General features: G+C 63.8%; 15 protein-coding genes. All 15 read left to right on the plus strand.

Annotated features, from left to right (window positions below):
* The first annotated feature begins 123 nt into the window (after positions 1–123).
* The 15 genes from flgB (at position 124) to fliD (ending at position 18,231) form a co-directional block, all read left to right on the plus strand.
* Positions 124–519: a flagellar basal body rod protein FlgB gene (flgB, locus tag CFK21_RS07060; RefSeq protein ID WP_096366000.1), complete on the plus strand. Its 396-nt coding sequence runs from the start codon at positions 124–126 to the stop codon at positions 517–519.
* 2 nt (positions 520–521) lie between these two features.
* On the plus strand, positions 522–938 hold the full coding sequence (flgC, locus tag CFK21_RS07065; RefSeq protein ID WP_096367533.1) for a flagellar basal body rod protein FlgC: 417 nt from the start codon (positions 522–524) through the stop codon (positions 936–938).
* A gap of 28 nt (positions 939–966) precedes the next feature.
* Positions 967–1,653: a flagellar hook assembly protein FlgD gene (locus tag CFK21_RS07070; protein WP_096366001.1), complete on the plus strand. Its 687-nt coding sequence runs from the start codon at positions 967–969 to the stop codon at positions 1,651–1,653.
* A gap of 13 nt (positions 1,654–1,666) precedes the next feature.
* The gene (flgE, locus tag CFK21_RS07075) at positions 1,667–2,920 is read left to right on the plus strand and encodes a flagellar hook protein FlgE (RefSeq protein ID WP_096366002.1); all 1,254 of its coding nucleotides are present in this window, start codon (positions 1,667–1,669) and stop codon (positions 2,918–2,920) included.
* A gap of 14 nt (positions 2,921–2,934) precedes the next feature.
* Positions 2,935–3,675 (plus strand): flagellar basal-body rod protein FlgF, encoded by a 741-nt coding sequence (gene flgF / locus CFK21_RS07080; RefSeq protein WP_096366003.1) that lies wholly within the window; start codon positions 2,935–2,937, stop codon positions 3,673–3,675.
* Positions 3,676–3,688: 13 nt separating this feature from the next.
* Positions 3,689–4,474, plus strand: coding sequence for a flagellar basal-body rod protein FlgG (flgG, locus tag CFK21_RS07085; RefSeq protein WP_096366004.1), 786 nt, complete (start codon positions 3,689–3,691; stop codon positions 4,472–4,474).
* Between the two features lie 145 nt (positions 4,475–4,619).
* Positions 4,620–5,288 carry a flagellar basal body L-ring protein FlgH gene (gene flgH, locus CFK21_RS07090; RefSeq protein ID WP_096366005.1) on the plus strand — a complete coding sequence of 223 codons (669 nt, stop codon included), beginning with the start codon at positions 4,620–4,622 and terminating at the stop codon, positions 5,286–5,288.
* Positions 5,289–5,432: 144 nt separating this feature from the next.
* Positions 5,433–6,563 (plus strand): flagellar basal body P-ring protein FlgI, encoded by a 1,131-nt coding sequence (locus CFK21_RS07095; protein ID WP_096366006.1) that lies wholly within the window; start codon positions 5,433–5,435, stop codon positions 6,561–6,563.
* Between the two features lie 117 nt (positions 6,564–6,680).
* Complete coding sequence (gene flgJ / locus CFK21_RS07100) at positions 6,681–7,778, plus strand: flagellar assembly peptidoglycan hydrolase FlgJ (RefSeq protein WP_096366007.1); 1,098 nt, start codon at positions 6,681–6,683, stop codon at positions 7,776–7,778.
* Positions 7,779–7,781: 3 nt separating this feature from the next.
* On the plus strand, positions 7,782–9,737 hold the full coding sequence (gene flgK, locus CFK21_RS07105; RefSeq protein WP_096366008.1) for a flagellar hook-associated protein FlgK: 1,956 nt from the start codon (positions 7,782–7,784) through the stop codon (positions 9,735–9,737).
* Between the two features lie 6 nt (positions 9,738–9,743).
* Positions 9,744–10,664, plus strand: a complete 921-nt coding sequence (gene flgL, locus CFK21_RS07110; RefSeq protein WP_096366009.1) for a flagellar hook-associated protein FlgL — start codon at positions 9,744–9,746, stop codon at positions 10,662–10,664.
* 402 nt (positions 10,665–11,066) lie between these two features.
* Positions 11,067–13,622, plus strand: coding sequence for an EAL domain-containing protein (locus CFK21_RS15585; RefSeq protein ID WP_172844271.1), 2,556 nt, complete (start codon positions 11,067–11,069; stop codon positions 13,620–13,622).
* 397 nt (positions 13,623–14,019) lie between these two features.
* Positions 14,020–15,474, plus strand: coding sequence for a flagellin N-terminal helical domain-containing protein (locus CFK21_RS07120; protein ID WP_096366011.1), 1,455 nt, complete (start codon positions 14,020–14,022; stop codon positions 15,472–15,474).
* Positions 15,475–15,546: 72 nt separating this feature from the next.
* Positions 15,547–15,969 carry a flagellar protein FlaG gene (locus tag CFK21_RS07125; RefSeq protein ID WP_231971577.1) on the plus strand — a complete coding sequence of 141 codons (423 nt, stop codon included), beginning with the start codon at positions 15,547–15,549 and terminating at the stop codon, positions 15,967–15,969.
* A 234-nt stretch (positions 15,970–16,203) separates the two neighbouring features.
* Complete coding sequence (fliD, locus tag CFK21_RS07130; RefSeq protein ID WP_096366013.1) at positions 16,204–18,231, plus strand: flagellar filament capping protein FliD; 2,028 nt, start codon at positions 16,204–16,206, stop codon at positions 18,229–18,231.
* Positions 18,232–18,235: the final 4 nt, after the last annotated feature.

The raw sequence follows: 18,235 nt of genomic DNA on the forward strand, positions 1-18,235 counted from the left end.
GCCGCTTACCCTTGCCGCGGCCGCCCTCCCGAAAACGAAATCCCTGTAAAAACAAGCCTTCCGCCTGTGCTGGCACAGGCATTGCTAAGACATGGCCCAAACGAACTAAAGTTTGAGGTTGCCATGCCGATATCGCTCGATTCCCTGCTGGGGCCCATGCCGGAAGCGCTCAATCTGCGCGCCCGGCGCAACGAGCTGCTGGCCTCCAACATCGCCAACGCCGACACGCCCAACTACAAGGCGCGCGACATCGATTTCCGCGCCGTCATGCGCAACGCCGGCGACGAGCAGCTCAGGCTCGCCTCCACTCAGTCCGGTCATATCTCCACCAGCGCGGATACCTATGCCGGCATCCCGCTGAAATACCGCGTTCCCGCGCAGCCTTCCATGGACGGCAATACCGTCGATATGCAGCAGGAACAGGCGGAGTTCTCCAGCAACAGCGTCATGTACCAGACCACGCTGGAATTCCTCGGCCGCAAGTTCAGCGGCATCAAGTCCACGCTGAGAGGTGAATGATCATGTCTCTGTTCAAGGTCTTCGATATTGCCGGCTCGGCCATGAGTGCCCAGAACACCCGACTCAACACCACCGCCAGCAATCTGGCCAATGCCGAGACCGTCAGTTCGACCGAGGAGGGTGCCTATCGTGCCCGTCAGCCGGTCTTCGCCGCGATGATGAAAGGACTCTATGGCACCGGACCCGAGTCGGTGGGTGTCCAGGTCCGCGGCGTGGTGGAGAGCGATGCACCGGTGCAGATGCGCTACGCGCCCGACAACCCCATGGCCAACGAGGACGGTTATGTGTACCAGTCCAATGTGAACATGGTCGACGAGATGGTGAACATGATCTCCGCCTCGCGCAGTTATCAGAACAACGTGGAAGTGATCAATACCTCCAAACAGCTGCTGCTCGCCACGCTGAGAATGGGCGAGTGAGCAGGGCAGCCACCCAGGGAGTCAGTCAATGAATGACATATCCAGTCTGCAGGACATCTACACCGGCGCCGGTCTGCGTACCAGTGAGGAGGCCCGCCGGGCCGAGTCCAAGGTGAAGAACGATCTCGGCCAGGAGGATTTCCTGGATCTGATGGTCGCCCAGCTGCGCAACCAGGATCCGATGAAGCCCATGGAGGACGGTGAATTCCTCACCCAGATGGCCCAGTTCAGCACCTCCACCGGGATCCAGGAGCTCAAGGACTCGTTCAAGAGCTTCAGCGAGTCCATGCATTCCGGCCAGACGCTGCAGGCCGCCGGCCTGGTCGGCCGCTCGGTACTGGCACCGACCGGGGTCGGGCGCCTGGAGGCGGGCGGCAGCCTGAGCGGCAGCGTTGAACTGCCCGAAAGCAGCGGCAACATCGAAGTCCGCATCTTCAATCAATCCGGCGAACTGGTGCGCAGCATGGGGCTGGGCCAGCAGGCCGCCGGATCGGTGCCCTTCAAGTGGGACGGTCTGGATGACCAGGGCCAGGCCCTGCCCGCGGGGGATTACCTGATCGAGGCCTCGGCGGATACCGGCGAGGGCGCCGAAGCTGTCGAAACCCTGATCGCCACGGAAGTGGAAAACGTCACGATCAACCGCTCCGGCGGTCTGCTGCTCGGCCTCAACGGCGGCAGGACCCTGGAGTTGTCCGAAGTTCGCCAGATTCAGTAAAGGAGAATCGGCCATGCCTTTCAGTATCGCACTCAGTGGTTTGAATGCTGCCTCGTCCGACCTCGAGGTCACCGGCAACAATATCGCCAACTCCAGCACCAATGGCTTCAAATCCTCCCGCACCGAGTTCTCCGATGTCTTCGCCGTCAGCACCGGCGGCGTGAGCGCCACTGCCATCGGCAGCGGCGTGCGCCTGGCCAATGTGGCGCAGGAATTCGGCCAGGGCAATATCGACTTCACCAGCAGCACCCTGGACCTGGCCATCAACGGCGAGGGCTTCTTCGTGCTCTCCGACGGTGGCAGCCAGATCTATTCCCGCGCCGGTGCCTACAACATCGACCGCAATGGCTATGTGGTGAACTCCGCCGGTCAGCGGCTGCAGGTCTTCGATCCCATCGGGACCTCGGGTGATACCTTCAATACCGGCTCGCTGAGCGATCTTCAGGTCTCGCAGACCGAAGGCGCGCCGCAGGCCACCTCGGACATCGGCGTCAACATGAACCTGGATTCCAGCGATCCGGTGATTACCGCCCCGTTTGACCCGAATGACGCGACCACCTTCAACTTCTCGACCTCCTTCTCGGTGTTCGACTCCCAGGGTGTGGAGCACTCGGCCACGGTCTATTTCCAGAAGCAGGCCAGCAACGACTGGGATGCGCGTCTGTATCTCGACGGTACGGACCCGGGCGACGTGGTTCAGGTCGGCGGCAGTGATACCTTCAATTTCACCTTTGACGACGTCGGCCAGCTGGTCTCCGGCAGCGGCGACCTCACCGGCACCGAGGTCGTCTTCGATGCCAAGAACCCCGGCAACGGCGCCGCCGATCTGAACTTCACCATGGATCTGGCCGAGGTGGTCCAGTATGGCGGCGGCTTTACCGTGAACTCACTCAGCCAGGATGGTTTCGCCAAGGGCAAGCTGAGCGGACTCAGCATCAGCGACGAGGGCGTCATTTCGGCCCGCTTCACCAACGGCCAGTCCAACGCCCTGGGCAAGGTGGCGCTGGCGAGCTTCCCCAACCCGGGCGAGCTGCGCCAGGTCGGCAACACCAACTGGGCCGAGACCTTCTCCTCCGGCCAGCCGCTGGTCGGCGAGCCGGGCACCGGCAGCCTGGGGGCGATCCAGTCCGGGGCGCTGGAGTCCTCGAACGTGGATATCGCCGCGGAGTTGATCAAGCTGATCACCGCCCAGCGCAACTTCCAGGCCAACTCCCAGGTGATCAGCACTGCCGACACCATCACCCAGACTATCATCAACATCCGTTAATGAGGTAAGCAGGGATGGATAAGCTGCTCTATGTGGCCGCCAGCGGCGCCCGCCAGGTGATGGAGGCCCAGGCGGTGAACGCCAACAACCTGGCCAATGCCACCACCACCGGTTTTCAGGCCGATCTGGCGGCGGCGCGTGCCTATCAGCTGCAGGGGCAGGTCTTTCCCAGCCGGGTCTATGCCGAGTCCCAACCGGGTGGAACCGATTTCAGCAAGGGTGCGGTTCAGCCCACCGGCCGCGACCTGGATGTCGCCGTCGACGGCCAGGGCTGGATCGCGGTGCAGGCGCCGGACGGTGGCGAGGCCTATACCCGCGCCGGCAATCTGCGCATCTCACCGACCGGGATGCTGGAGACCGGCGCCGGTTATCCGGTGATGGGCGAGGGCGGTCCCATGCTGCTGCCTGATGCGCAGAAGGTGGAGATTGCATCCGACGGCACCGTGTCCATGCTGCCGGTGGGCCAGGATGCCACGGTGCTGGCCGTGGTCGGCCGCATCAAGGTGGTCAATCCCGATCCCACCCAGCTGCAGAAGGACACCAATGGACTGCTGCGGATGAGTGACGGCGGCCAGGCGCCGGCCTCGAATGAGGTCAAGCTGGTCAGCGGTGCGCTGGAGAACAGCAACGTGAACATGGTCGATGCCATGACCACCATGATCGGACTGTCGCGGCAGTTCGAGGCCAACATCAAGCTGATGGAGACGGCCCGCGAGAACGATTCGGCTTCGGCGCAGCTGATGCGAATGGGTTAATGAGGACTGAATTATGAACAAGGCAATGTGGGTTGCGATGACCGGGCTCGAGGCACAGCAGACCCGGATGAACAACATCTCGAATAATCTGGCCAACGTGAATACGACCGGCTTCAAGCGCGATCGGGCGGTGTTCGAGGATCTGCTCTACCAGAACATTCGCCAGGCAGGCGCACAGTCATCGCAGGACACCCAGCTGCCCTCGGGCCTGATGCTAGGCACCGGCGTGCGCACCGTTGCCACCCAGAAGCTGCACACTCAGGGCAATGTGGTGCAGACCAACAACTCCTTCGACGTGGCCGTGCAGGGCCGGGGTTATCTGCAGGTGCTGATGCCGGATGGCAGCCTGGCCTACACCCGCGACGGCAGCCTGATGAAGAACAGCGACGGCCAGCTGGTGACCTCCAGCGGCTATCCGATCCAGCCGGCCATCACCATCGACGAGAACGCGCAGAGCGTCACCATCAGCTCCGACGGCGTGGTCAGTGTGCAACTCTCCGGCCAGGCCGCGCCGACCCAGGCCGGCACCATCCAGCTGGCGGATTTCGTCAATGCCACCGGCCTGCAGCCGATCGGTCAGAACCTGTTCATCGAGACCGCTTCCAGCGGCGCCCCCACGGTGAATGACCCGGGCACCAACGGCACCGGCACCCTGATCCAGGGCTCGCTTGAGACCTCGAATGTGAACATCGTCGAGGAACTGGTGAACATGATCGAGACCCAGCGCGCCTACGAGATGAACTCCAAGACCATCTCCTCGGTGGACCGCATGCTGCAGTACGTGAATCAGAATCTCTAAGGTGATTTTGAATCGTGAATATTGAGTCGTCATTGCGAGCGCAGCGCGGCAATCCCATAACGTCGATGCAGTCAGTCGGAGATTGCCGCGGCGCTGCGCGCCTCGCAATGACGTCGTTCCGGATATCCGGATGTGGAGGCTTGAAATGAAGTCATTGCACAAGCTTTTGCCCGTTTTGTGGCTGCTGGGCACAGTGCTCGCCGGCGGCTGCGCCACCCATCCCGGGCCGCGCGCGGATTACCGTCCGCCCATGCCGCAGCCGCAGACGCCGCCGCCTCAGACGCAGGGCACCATCTACCACTCGGGCACTGCCATGTATCTGTTCGAGGACATCAAGGCGCGGCGCGTCGGTGACATCATCACCATCGTGCTGGAGGAGCGCACCCAGGCCAGCAAGAACGCCAAGACCGAGACCGATAAGGAAACCTCGCTGGAATCCGAGACGCCCACGGCGCTGGGCGATACCTTCGGCAGGCTCGGCGCCTCGGTGGACAACAGCACCGAGTTCGACGGTGAGGGCAAGAGCAGCCAGAGCAACAGCCTGACCGGCAACATCACCGTCACCGTGGTGGACGTACACCCCAACGGCAACCTGGTGGTGCGCGGGGAGAAATGGCTGACCTTGAACCAGGGCGATGAATATATCCAGATTTCGGGCATCGTGCGTCCGGTCGACGTGCGCCCGGACAACACCGTGCCCTCAACCCGGGTGGCGGATGCGCGCATTACCTACAGCGGCCAGGGCTTTGTGCACGATTCGAACACCATGGGCTGGTTCGCCCAGTTCTTCAACAGTGTCTTCTGGCCGTTCTGAAAAAACAGTAAGGCCCTGTCATTGCGAGGAACGAAGTGACGCGGCAATCTCCAAATGGCTGGTTATACGTTATGAGATTGCCACGCTACGCTCGCAATGACGGCTGACTCAGTGCCATTCGATTGTGAAAGGGAAACAAACATCATGGTCCGCAACAGTAGAAAATCCAGCATCCGCTTCAGCGGCACGGGATTCCTCACAGTCCTGTTTCTGAGTCTCTTTGTGTCCGTCCCCGCCGCCGCCGAGCGCGTCAAGGACATCGCCACGGTGGCCGGGGTGCGCGACAACCAGCTGGTCGGCTACGGCATCGTCGTCGGGCTGGACGGCACCGGTGACAAGACCCCCTTCACCGTGCAGAGCGTGAAGAGCATGCTGGCCCAGTTCGGCGTCAAGGTGCCGGACGATCAGCGCATCTCGCTCAAGAACGCCGCGGCCGTGACCCTGAGCGCGGACCTGCCGCCCTTCGCCAAGAAAGGACAGAAGATCGACATCACCGTCTCCTCCATCGGCGATGCCACCAGCCTGCGCGGCGGTACCCTGTTGATGTCGCCCCTGCGCGGCGCCGACGGTCAGGTCTACGCCATCGCCCAGGGCAACCTGGTGGTGGGCGGATTGAGCGCCGGCGGCAACGACGGCTCGCGCATCACGGTCAACGTACCCAGTGTCGGCCGCATTCCCAACGGTGCGACGGTCGAGCGCGAGGTGCTCAGCCCGTTCATGGAGGGTGACAGTCTGACCCTGAACCTGCATACCCCGGACTTCACTACCGCCAATCGTCTGGCCAGATCCATCAATGACCTGATCGGACCGGATTCGGCCCGCCCGATGGATGCCGGTGCGGTCAGCGTCAATGCCCCGCGTGACCGCTCCCAGCGGGTGGCCTTCGTCTCGCTGCTGGAGAACCTGGAGGTCAATCCGGGCGAGGCGCCGGCACGGGTGATCGTCAACTCGCGCACCGGCACGGTGGTCATCGGCCAGCATGTGCGGGTGATGCCGGCCGCCGTGGCGCACGGCAATCTCACTGTCACCATCACCGAGGACCCCCAGGTCAGCCAGCCGGCGCCGCTGTCCGAGGGCGAGACGGTGGTGACACCGTCCACGACCGTCGCCGTGGAGGAAGAGGACAATCGCATGTTCTTGTTCGAGCCCGGCGTGACGCTGAACGACATCGTGGTCGCGGTCAACCGCGTGGGCGCAGCGCCCAGCGACCTGGTCGCCATCCTGGAGGCCCTCAAGCAGGCCGGCGCTCTGCGCGCCGAGTTGGTGGTGCTATGAATCATAAACACACCGTAGGATGGGTGAAGCGAAGCGCAACCCATCGGAACCGCTCCAAGCCGATGGGTTACGGCGCTGCGCGCCTGCACCCATCCTACGGGTGCACGGGGTGACGTGATGAACAAGGTCGCCGATGCCAATGCCTTCATGGATCTGCAGGGCCTGGCCGCGCTGAAGAGCCGGGCGGTGGAGTCCGGCGGCCGTGATATCGACACCCTGCGCCGGGTGGCGGGCCAGTTCGAGTCCCTGTTCGTGCAGATGCTGCTCAAGAACATGCGCGCCACCAGCTTCGACGAGGGCGGCCTGCTCAACAACGATCAGATCAAGTTCTATCAGCAGATGTTCGATCAGCAGATCGCGGTCGAGGCCACCAAAGGCAAGGGCCTGGGCATTGCCGACATGCTGGTGCGCCAGCTCGGCGGTGAGCCCCGCTCGGCCGGCGAAACGGGTATGCAGGCACCGCCGCAGGTGCCGGCGGTCACGCGTGAGACCCTGTTTGGTCCGCAGGCGGCAGCGGCGGGCACACCGGCCGGGAACAAGCCCGGGCAGGACAGCCTGCACCCTCACCCCGACCCTCTCCCGCCAGCGGGAGAGGGAGAGAAGGTGTCGCTGCGCGGTGACTTTATTCGCGAACCCGGCAACCCGCGCGAGTTCATCCAGGCGGTATGGCCGCATGCCCGGCGTGCCGCCGCCGCCCTCGGTGTCCCGCCGGAAGGCGTCCTGGCCCAGGCTGCACTGGAGACCGGCTGGGGCCGCCATGTCATGCAGCAGCCCGACGGACGCAGCAGCAACAACCTGTTCGGCATCAAGGCCGATGCCCGCTGGTCGGGTGAACAGGTGAGCAAACCGACCCTGGAATTCCGCGAAGGGGTCATGCAGCAGGAGCGGGCGGCCTTCCGCGCCTATGATTCCCTGGGCGCGGGTTTCGAGGACTATGCCCGTTTCCTGCAGGAACAGCCACGCTACCGCGAGGCCCTGCGGGCCGATTCGGCTGAGGCCTTCGCCGCGGCCCTGCAACAGGCCGGCTATGCCACCGATCCGCAGTACGCGCGCAAGATCAACGCAATCATGAACCATTCCGATTTCCGCCAGCAGGTGGCCGCGCTCAAGCAAGCGGAGGGCGGGCCGTTAGCCTCTGCAGGGGAATCGGGTGGCGCAGCCGGCCAGCTGCCGGGTTCATCATCAGCCGCGCCCTCGCGCGCACAGGAGAGCTAACCCATGGCCAGCGGGATTCTCGGTACGGCCTCGTCGGCGCTGCTGTCGTTTCAGCGGGCGCTGGCGACCACCGGCCACAACATCGCCAACGTCAATACCGACGGCTTCAGCCGCCAGCGGGTGGACCTGAGCACCCAGACGCCGAACAGTTCCGGTGCCGGCTTCATCGGCAACGGGGTGCAGATCGACGGTGTCCAGCGCAGCTATGACGATTTCCTGGAACGCGAACTGCGTAGCAGCATCGGTGCGCGTGACAGTTCCCGTACCTACGCCGAGTTCGCCTCGGTGGTGGACAACCTGCTGGCGGATCCGAATTCGGGGCTGTCGCCGGCGCTGCAGAACTTCTTCGACTCCATCCAGCAGGTGGCGGACGATCCCACCGCCATCCCGGCGCGCGAACTGATGCTGAGCGAGGCCGAGTCGCTGGTGGCCAGTTTCCGCCACATCGACGGCGAACTCGACGGTCTGCGTGAGCGCATCGGCATCGAGTTCCGCAACCAGGTGGCCGAGATCAACGATCTCGCGGATTCCATCGCCAGTCTCAACGAGGACATCGCCCTGGCCTTCGGCTCAGGTACCGGGCAGCCGCCCAATGACCTGCTGGACCAGCGCGACCAGCTGGTGCTCAAGCTGTCGGAGAAGATCGGCGTGACCACGCTGGAACAGTCCGATCACACGCTCAATGTCTATATCGGCAACGGCCAGCCGCTGGTGGTGGGGCAGAAGGCGGGCAGTCTGAGCGTGCAGCGCAACAGCCTGGACAGCCAGCAGCTGGATATCGGTTTCTCCTTCGGTGGGGGCGGCTCAAGTCTGATCACGGATAAGATCAGCGGCGGCAGTCTGGGCGGGATCATCGAGTTCCGCAAGCAGGTACTGGATCCGTCTCAGAACCGGTTGGGCCAGATCGCGGTTTCTCTCGCCGAGACCTTCAATGCCCAGCACCGTATCGGTCAGGACCTGGACGGCAATCCCGGCAGCAGCCTGCCGGATTTCTTCGCCGTTACCGATCCGAACGACCAGGTATTCTCCAATCTGACCAATGCGGGTTCCTCCAGCCTGGATGTCGCTTTCGATACGGCAACCATCGATCAGCTGACCGCGGATGAATTCCGCCTCAGCTACAATGGTGGTACCTGGACCCTGGAGAATCTCACCAGCGGGGCCACCGACACGATCACGCCGGGGACGACCTTCACCGGGCACGGCCTGAATATCGATCTCAGCGTTACCGGCACTGCGGTCGACGGTGACAGCTATCTGCTGCGGCCGACCCGCCAGGGCGGCAATGGCATCGCCGCCAATATCACCAATCCACGCGAAATCGCCGCGGCCGCGCCCGTGCGCATTGACGGCCAGACCAGCGGCACCGGCATCCCGACCAATACGGGCAGCGGCGAGTTCTCCTCAGGCACAGTCACCGGCAGCCTGCCGGCGCTACCCATCACCCTGACCTACGATGACACCACTATCCCCCCCTTCTTCAGTGGTGGTGGTTATTCATTCGACTATGATCCGACTTCTCAGTCGGGCGATACCTTCACCGCGGCCGATACCGGCATCAGCGGGCTGGAGTTCACCATCTCGGGTACCCCGGCCAACACCGACCAGTTCGTGATCAGCGCCAACAGCGGCGGCGGCGGCGACAACCGCAATGCCCTGGCCCTGGCCGGCCTGCAGACCGACAGGACCATGAACAACGCCTCCGCCAGCTTCCAGGACAGCTATGGCCAGATGATCGCCGATGTCGGCGTCAAGACCCGGCGCGCCCAGACCCTGGCCACCACCCAGAGCAATCTGGCCAACCAGGCCCAGGCGAGGCATGACGCGGTCTCGGCGGTCAACCTGGACGAGGAGGCCGCTGAACTGCTGCGCTGGCAGCAGGCCTATCAGGCCGCCGCCCAGGTGGTCACCATCTCCGACACCATCTTCCAGACGCTGCTGCAGGCGACAGGCAGGTAAGACGACATGCGCATCTCGACCTCACAACTCTATCTGCAGGGATTGCAGGCCATCCAGGATCAGCAGACCCAGCTGGCGCGGGTCAGCAACCAACTCGGTACCGGCCGGCGGATCATCTCGCCGGCCGACGACCCCGCGGCCAGCGCCTCCATCGTCGGTCTCAACGAGGACCTGCAGCGGCTGGAACGCTTCCAGACCAATGCCGATCGCGCCGAGTCGCGTCTGGGTCTCACCGAGACCACGCTCGATTCCGGCATCAGCGCCATGCAGCGGCTGCGTGAACTGGCCATTACCGGCCTCAACGGCAGCCAGAGTGCCGAAAGCCGTGCCGACATCGCCGCCGAGGCGCGCCAGCTGCTGGATCAGATGATCGCGCTGGGCAATACGCGTGACGCCAACGGCGAATACATCTTCGGCGGTTTCCAGAGCCAGACCCAACCCTTCACCCAGACCGCCGGCGTGGTCAGTTACAACGGCGATCAGGGCCAGCGTTTCCTGGCTGTGGGAGAGAATCGTCAGGTCGCGGTGACCGACAACGGTTCGGATATCTTCATGGCCGCCCCGGCCGACAACGCCCAGAGTGCCTTCACGGTGATTGCCGATTTTGCCGCCGCCATGGAGAACAACACGCCCCAGGATCTCGATTCCCCGCCGCGCTCGGCGCATATCCTGGACGACATGGACGCGGTACTCGACAACATGAGCGGGGCTCGCAGCACCATCGGTGCGCGTCAGCGCGCCATCGACCTGCAGCGCGAGCAGAATGCCGATGCCATCCTGCGCATGGAACAGACCCGCTCGGGGCTGCAGGATCTGGATTTCGCCGAGGCCGCGACCAATCTCCAGCGCCACACCGCCGCGCTGGAGGCCGCACAGCTGAGCTTCACCCGTATCCAGGGACTGTCGCTGTTCAATTTCCTGAGATAATTGAAGAGCGCCACGGAATACACGGAAAACACGGACGAAAATAAAGAAACCTCCGATTGATTCGTCATTGCGAGGAGCGGAGTGACGTGGCAATCTCCAACCGATTGATACTACTGTACGAGATTGCCACGCTTCGTTTATGCCCTCTGGGTACTCGCAATGACGTAGCCGGCAGGTTGGGTTACGTTTTTCGCCGGGATAAAAATAAGAGGCCCGTAGGTCGGGTTAGCGAAGCGTAACCCGACAGGTACCGCGGAGCGTCGGGTTACGCCCTGCAGGCCAACCCGACCTACGGCCTGTTTAAGTCTGTCCGTGCTTTCCGTGTATTCCGTGGCGCTCTTGATCTGTTAAAGCCCGCCCAGCCGCCGACCGATAGCCATGCAGGCCCGCAAAAGGTCGGATATGGCACCGGATCCCAACACGACTGTCCTGCTGATCGAGGAATCGCCCACGCTGCGCTATGCGCTGGAGCGGCTGCTGCGCGACAGTGGTTTTGCCGTCGCCGCCGCGGAAACCTTCAGCGCGGGCCTGGAACGGTTGAGCGCCGCGCCCGGCGCCGCCGGTATCGGGGTGGTGATCATCGGCTGGCCGGTGCATACCCGCCCGGAGGCCGACGATCTGTTCACCCTGCTGGAGGAGCCGGATCTCGCCGCCGTCCCGGTGCTGGTCATGGTCACCGACCCGGAACCCGCCACCCGGGCCTGGGTGGTGCGCCGCTCGCATACCGCCATGCTGGACTGGCGCCTGCACACCGAGGCGGTGGCCACCCTCAACGCGCTCAGGGCCGCGGGGGAAGCGGGTGCGGCGGAACTGGAACCGCCGCTGGCCGACCAGGGCGGCACCCGGATCCTGTTCGTGGACGATTCACCCAGCGTGCGTGCCTACTACCGCCGGCTGCTCAGCGGCCAGGGTTACCGACTGGAACTGGCCGCCAACGTCGACGAAGGTTTCGACAAGGCCCGCAGCGATGCCTTCGACATCGCCATCATCGACTACTTCATGCCGGGTGCGAACGGTGATGTGCTGTGCCGCTGGCTGCGCGACGACCCGGCCACGCGGCACATCACCACGGCCATCTTCACCAGCACCTATCTCGACCAGGTGATCCAGGATTCGCTCAACGCCGGTGCGGCCGAGTGCATGTTCAAGGACGAGCACGACGCCCTGTTCCTGGCCCGGGTGGCGGCAATGAGCCGCAGTGTGGCCGGCCGCAGGTCGATCGAGGCCGAGCGCCAGCGCCTGCAGAGCATCCTCAACTCGGTGGGCGAGGGGGTCTACGGCGTGGACGCCGAAGGGCGGATCACCTTCGTCAATCCCGCCGCGCGTCTGATCCTGGGCTATGACGAGAACCGCGAACTGCTGGGACAGTCCGCACACGAACTGTTCCATTATGCCGAACAGGACGGCACCCCGATCGCACCGCTGAGCAGCCTGCTGCAGTCCAGCTACGGCAGCCGGCAGATCCTGCGCAGCTGGGAGACCTGCTTCTGGACCCGCGAGGGCAGCTCGGTGCCCATCGAATGCACCGTCTATCCCCTCTACATGGCCCGGGAGCAGCAGGGCTCGGTGGTCGCCTTCCGGGATATCTCCGAGCGCAAGAACCTGGAGGAGCGGCTGCTGTGGCAGGCAACGCATGATGCGCTCACCGAACTGTTCAACCGGCGTTACTTCGAGGAACAGCTGGAAGCCGAATGTCAGTGGCAGCAGCGCCAGCGGGCCACCAGCGCGCTGCTGTACCTGGATCTGGATCACTTCAAGTACATCAACGATACCGAGGGCCATGCCGCCGGCGATGCGCTGCTGATCCAGGTGGGGCGCCGGCTGCTGGAACGCCTGCGCCGCACCGATACCCTGGCCCGGTTGGGCGGCGATGAGTTCGCCATCCTGCTGCGTAACATTGAGCCGGAAGAACTGCAGGAGGCCAGCGAAGCCTTCCGGGCCGCGGTGTCGGAGCAGGACTTCAACTATCACGGTAAGACATTCAAGGTCCGGGCCAGCATCGGTGCCGCCCTGATCGATGCCGGCACGCCGTCGCCCGGCGAGGCCCTGGCCGAGGCCGACATCGCCTGTCACGTGGCCAAGCAGCAGGGCGGCAACCGCAGCCATGTCTACGATCCGCATGACCGGCACAAGGATCTGATGGATCGGGAACTGGGCTGGTCCAACCGCCTGCGCGAGGCCCTGCGCGTGGACAACTTCCTGCTGCACTACCAGCCCATCATGCCCCTGAGCGGTCTGGACGCCGACCGGCTCCCGGACGGCAGCCTGTGGAACTGGTTCGCCGGCCATCCGGCCTCCTGCCACGCCTGCTTCGAGGTGCTGCTGCGGCTGCGCGGGCCGGACGGGGAGGCCATCGCCCCGGACAATTTCATCCCCACGGCGGAACGCTTCTACCTGATGCCGGAAATCGACGAATGGGTGCTGCGCAATGCCCTGCTCAAGCTGGGCGAAATGAACCGGGTGTTCCGCAAGGCCTGCTTCTCCATCAATGTCTCGGGGCATACCCTGTGCAACCGCGACTGGCCGGCCCGGGTGCAGCGGCTGATCGGCGAGCACGGCGTGGATCCGGGTTGCGTTACCTTCGAGGTGACCGAGACCGCCGCCATCTGCGACATGGGCGCGGCCCGGCGCGCCATCAACAGCATCCGCGATCTCGGCTGCCGTTTCTCGCTGGATGATTTCGGCACCGGTTTCAGTTCCTTCTCGCAGATGAAGCAGCTGCCGGTGGACTACATCAAGATCGACGGCATGTTCGTCCAGGCCATGGCCTCGGATCCCATCGACCAGGCCATGGTCCAGTCCATGAACGACATCGCCCACTGTCTGGGTCGTCAGACCGTGGCCGAGTACGTCAACAGCCGCGACATCCTGCAGCTGCTCATCGCCTGCGGCGTCGACCACGCCCAGGGCCACTACATCGCCCGCCCGCTCGAGGACCCGGCGATGGTGGGTGAGTGAGGATCAGGAGCGCCACGGAATACACGGAAAGCACAGATATTTGAAGTGGTCCCGTAGGATGGGTGGAGGCGCTGCGCGCCGCAACCCATCGCTCGGCCCGATGGGTTGCGCTGCGCTCCACCCATCCTACCCGGCTAACCCGACCTACGGTCCACGCCCAGATTATCCCTTTTTATGCCTTCCGTGTATTCCGTGGCGCTTTTACAATAAAAATTAACAGGTTTCGTGGATTTCGTGGCCATATCACCACAGCGTCAAAAAAACCTAAAGATTCGTCTCTGCCGCCCGCTATGCCTGTTGGGAGCGGTGAATATTTCGAGCCTCGAAGTATATCCGCTAGTCAACAACCGAATCCCCGTGGCAAACCCAGCGCCACCCGGGACAAGGAGATCGAATCATGGCACTTATCGTCAACACCAACATCGCCTCGCTGAACGCCCAGCGCAACCTGACCAATTCCCAGAGCACCCAGCAGACCGCGTTGGAGCGCCTGTCCTCCGGCCTGCGCATCAACAGCGCCAAGGACGACGCTGCCGGCCTGGCCATTTCCGAGCGTTTTTCCACCCAGGTGCGCGGCCTGTCCCAGGCGGCGCGCAATGCCAATGACGGCATCTCCCTGGCCCAGACCGCCGAGGGCGCGCTGGGCGGCCTGACCGAGAGCCTGCAGCGTGTCCGCGAGCTGGCCATCCAGTCCGCCAACGCCACCAACAGCGACTCCGACCGCGCCGCGCTGCAGGGCGAGGTCGCCGAACTGGTTGAGGAAATCAACCGCGTGGCCCAGACCACCACCTTCAACGGCGTGAACCTGCTCGACGGCAGCTTCTCATCCCAGTCGTTCCAGGTCGGTGCCAACGCCAACCAGACTGTGTCGATCGACTCCATCGCCAATGCCAGCACCTCGGTCCTGGGCGAGACCGACATCAGCAGCTATGCCGAGGTGAACACCGGCAGCGCCGGCGGTCCTGTTCTGGCCGGCCTGTCCGGCATGAGCATCAACGGTGTGGCCGTTGCAGATACCGGTCGCGATGCCGCCGATATCGCTGGCTCCATCAACGCGGCCAGTATCGACGGCGTGACGGCTTCTGCAACCAATAGTCAGGACTTAACTTTCACTGACTTTGCTGCTGTGACTGCAGGCGGAGATTACACTCTTGATATCGCGGTCGGCGATGCTACGGCGACGGAAGTATCTGTTACTTTGAATAACGGTGATACTCTGACTGCTGCAGCCATGAATACTGCGATTCAGAATGCAGGCATCACAGGGCTGACCGCTTCAGAGAGTGGCGGTACTATCACGCTCGCATCTGATAATGGCGAGAATATCACCCTCAGCAATCAAGCTTTCACTGGCACCCTTAACGGTCAGACTCTGGGCTCAGATGCCGGCTTTGCCAGCGCAGATGTTACTGCCCATTACGGTGGTGTCGAAATCGCCAGCACCAGCTCCGAAGGCATCCAGTTCACCGGCCAGGCCGCGAGCGATGTCCAGGGCGATTTCGCCGCGACCGGCGCCGGTTCTGCCACCACCAACACCTACGTGGTGTCGCAGATGGATATCTCCACCGCCGATGGCGCCCAGATCGCGATCCAGATCGCCGATACGGCACTGAACGAGATCAACAGCGCCCGCGCCGAACTCGGTGCCGTGCAGAACCGGTTCGAGGCGGTCATCGACAACATCGGGGTGACCAACGAGAACCTGACCGCCGCCCGTTCGCGCATCCTGGATGCCGACTTCGCGGCCGAAACCGCCGCCCTGACCCGCAGCCAGATCCTGCAGCAGGCCGGTGTCTCCGCGCTGGCCCAGGCCAACAGCCTGCCGCAGCTGGCCCTGTCGCTGCTGCAGTAAGGAGGTGAGTGAACCCGCCCGGGGCGTTGCCCCGGGTGTGGTTTCAACTCCGGTTTCAGAGGCATGCCGATTATGAACAGCGAATTGAGCATCGCGACATCCCTGATTCCCGCCCGTACCGAGATTGCCACGGTGCGCAAGCCCGCTGCCGCCCAGGAACTCAGCGTGGTCCCCGGCCAGGCCTTGCCGCCGGCAGACAACATGAGGCAAGGGGCCGCCGTCGAGGAGCAGGGGCGTGAGCCCGAACGGGCACCCGATGAGGCCGGTGCACTGCAGCAGGCAGTGACCCGGATGAATGATTTTGTCCAGAACCTGCAGCGCGATCTGCGCTTCGAGGTCGACGACGAACTGGGACGGACAGTGATTTCCGTCGTGGATTCAGAAACAAAGGAAGTGATTCGTCAGATCCCGCCGGAGACCGTGATCGAGCGCGCCCGACGCCTGCAGGCGCAGGAGGACGCAGCCGAGGGTCTGCTGTTCCGGGAGCAGGCCTGAGCTGGCCTGTTTATTGCTAACTGCGTAATAGCCACGGAAAACACGGAAAGCACGAAAGGGAACAACAGGGAAGCAGGCCATAGACGGGTAGGATGGGTGGAGCGCAGCGCAACCCATCGTGCCAGGCGATGGGTTACGGCGCACGGCGCCTCCACCCATCCTACGGGGCTACTTCAAATGTCCGTGCTTTCCGTGTTTTCCGTGGCCATGATCTAAGCAACAACGAGACAGCAGATGGCAGGCAGTATCACATCAACCGGGCTGGGTTCCGGCCTGGATATCGAAAGCCTGGTCAGCCAGCTGGTGGCCGCCGAGGGGCGGCCCGCCCGGCAACGGCTCGACCGCAACGAGGCCGAACTGCAGGCCCGGATCAGTGCCTACGGCACCCTCAAGGGTAGCTTCAGCGCCTTTCAATCCAGCCTCAACAGCCTGACCAGCCTGTCCGGTTTCCAGAGCAAGTCCGCCAGTTCCAGTGACAAGGCAGTGGCCACCGTCACCACCACCAATGCCGCAGCCGCCGGCAGCTATGACCTCGAGGTCTTCGACCTGGCCCGGACCCAGCGCCTGGTCAGCGATCCCGCCGCCGGGGCGGATTTCACCGCCCTCGATGACGTGGTCGGGACCGGCACCCTGAGCTTTTCCTTCGGCACGGTCGGTTACGACGAAGGCACCGACAGTGTCACCGGTTTCACCCGGGATTCCGACCGGGCCGTGCGTACGGTGGAGATCACCGATGGCAGCCTGACCGGCATCCGGGATGCGGTCAATGCCGCCGACATCGGGGTGAAGGCCTCCATCGTCTTCGACGGGACGAACTACCGTCTTGGCTTTGCCGCCGAGGATACCGGCGCGGCCAATGCCATGCAGATCAGCGTCAGCGACGCTGACGGCAACGATACCGACGCCGCCGGCCTGTCGCGGCTGAACTTCAATGAAACGACGAATTTCATGCTGCAGAACCAGGCCGCGCAGGATGCCAGCGCCAGTCTCAACGGCATTGCCATCACCAGTGCGAGCAACACCCTGGATACGGCGGTCGAGGGCGTAACCTTCAATCTGCTGGCCGCGGGCACCACTGCTGTGACGGTCAAGAGCGATCCCGGCGCCATCACCAAGAACGTCGAGGCCTTCGTCAATGGTTACAACCAGCTCTCCAGTACCATCAAGCAGCTGAGTTCCTATAACCCGGAGACCGGCCGCGCCGGTATCCTCAACGGCGATGCCACGCTGCGCGGACTGGAATCCCGACTCAATCGCGTGCTCGGCACACCGCTGGAGGGTGCCGACAGCAACTACCAGATCCTGGCCCAGATCGGCATTACCCGCACCGGCAGCAACGGCGGTCTGGAACTGGACAAGAGCGCACTCGAGGCCGCGATCCGGGACAACCCGGAGGCCGTGACCGGCCTGTTTGCCGCTTTCGGCCAGTCCGCTGACAACGAAGTCGGATACCTGAGCGCGAGCGAGGATACCCGACCGGGCGACTACGCCGTGAACATTACCCAGTTGGCCACGCAGGGGCAGCTGAGCGGTTCCCAGGCCGCCGGCCTGACCATCACGGCCGGCAGCAACGACACCCTGGCGGTGAAGGTCGACGGCATCAGTGCCAGCCTCACCCTGGCCGCCGGCACCTATACCGCGGCGGAACTGGCCGCCCAGATTCAGTCCGGACTCAACGGCACCGAGGCCTTTCAGGACAACGGTGTGGCGGTCCGGGTCAGCGAGAACGGCGGAGTGCTTAGCATGGTCTCGGATCGCTACGGCTCGGCCTCGAAGATCGAAATCGCCGGCGGCAACGCCGCCACCGATCTGTTCGGCGCCGCGCCGACCAGCACCGACGGTGTCGATGTCGCCGGCAGCATCGGCGGTGTGGCGGCCACCGGTTCCGGCCGCATCCTGACCGGCGCCGGCGATGCCGCCGGACTGAAGCTGGAGATCACCGGCGGCGCGACCGGCGATCGCGGCACGCTCAACTTTACCCGTGGATTTGCCGATCAACTCAGTACATTGGTCAGCGGACTGCTGGATGATGACACCGGACTGTTCGATCCGCTGACCGAGAGCCTGCAGGATCGGGTTTCCCGGATCGAGGACGAGCGTCTGGAGTTGAACCAGCGGCTGGCAAACCTCGAAGAACGCTACCGGGCCGAGTTCAACGCCATGGACCGCATCCTCGGCCAGTTGCAGGGTACCAGTGATTTTCTGACCCGCCAGCTGGAAACCATTCCGGTCATCGGACAGAACAACCGTAACAGAAGATAGTGAG

The organism is Thiohalobacter thiocyanaticus (genome assembly GCF_002356355.1).
In the GTDB taxonomy this organism is placed as follows: Bacteria; Pseudomonadota; Gammaproteobacteria; order Thiohalobacterales; family Thiohalobacteraceae; genus Thiohalobacter; species Thiohalobacter thiocyanaticus_A.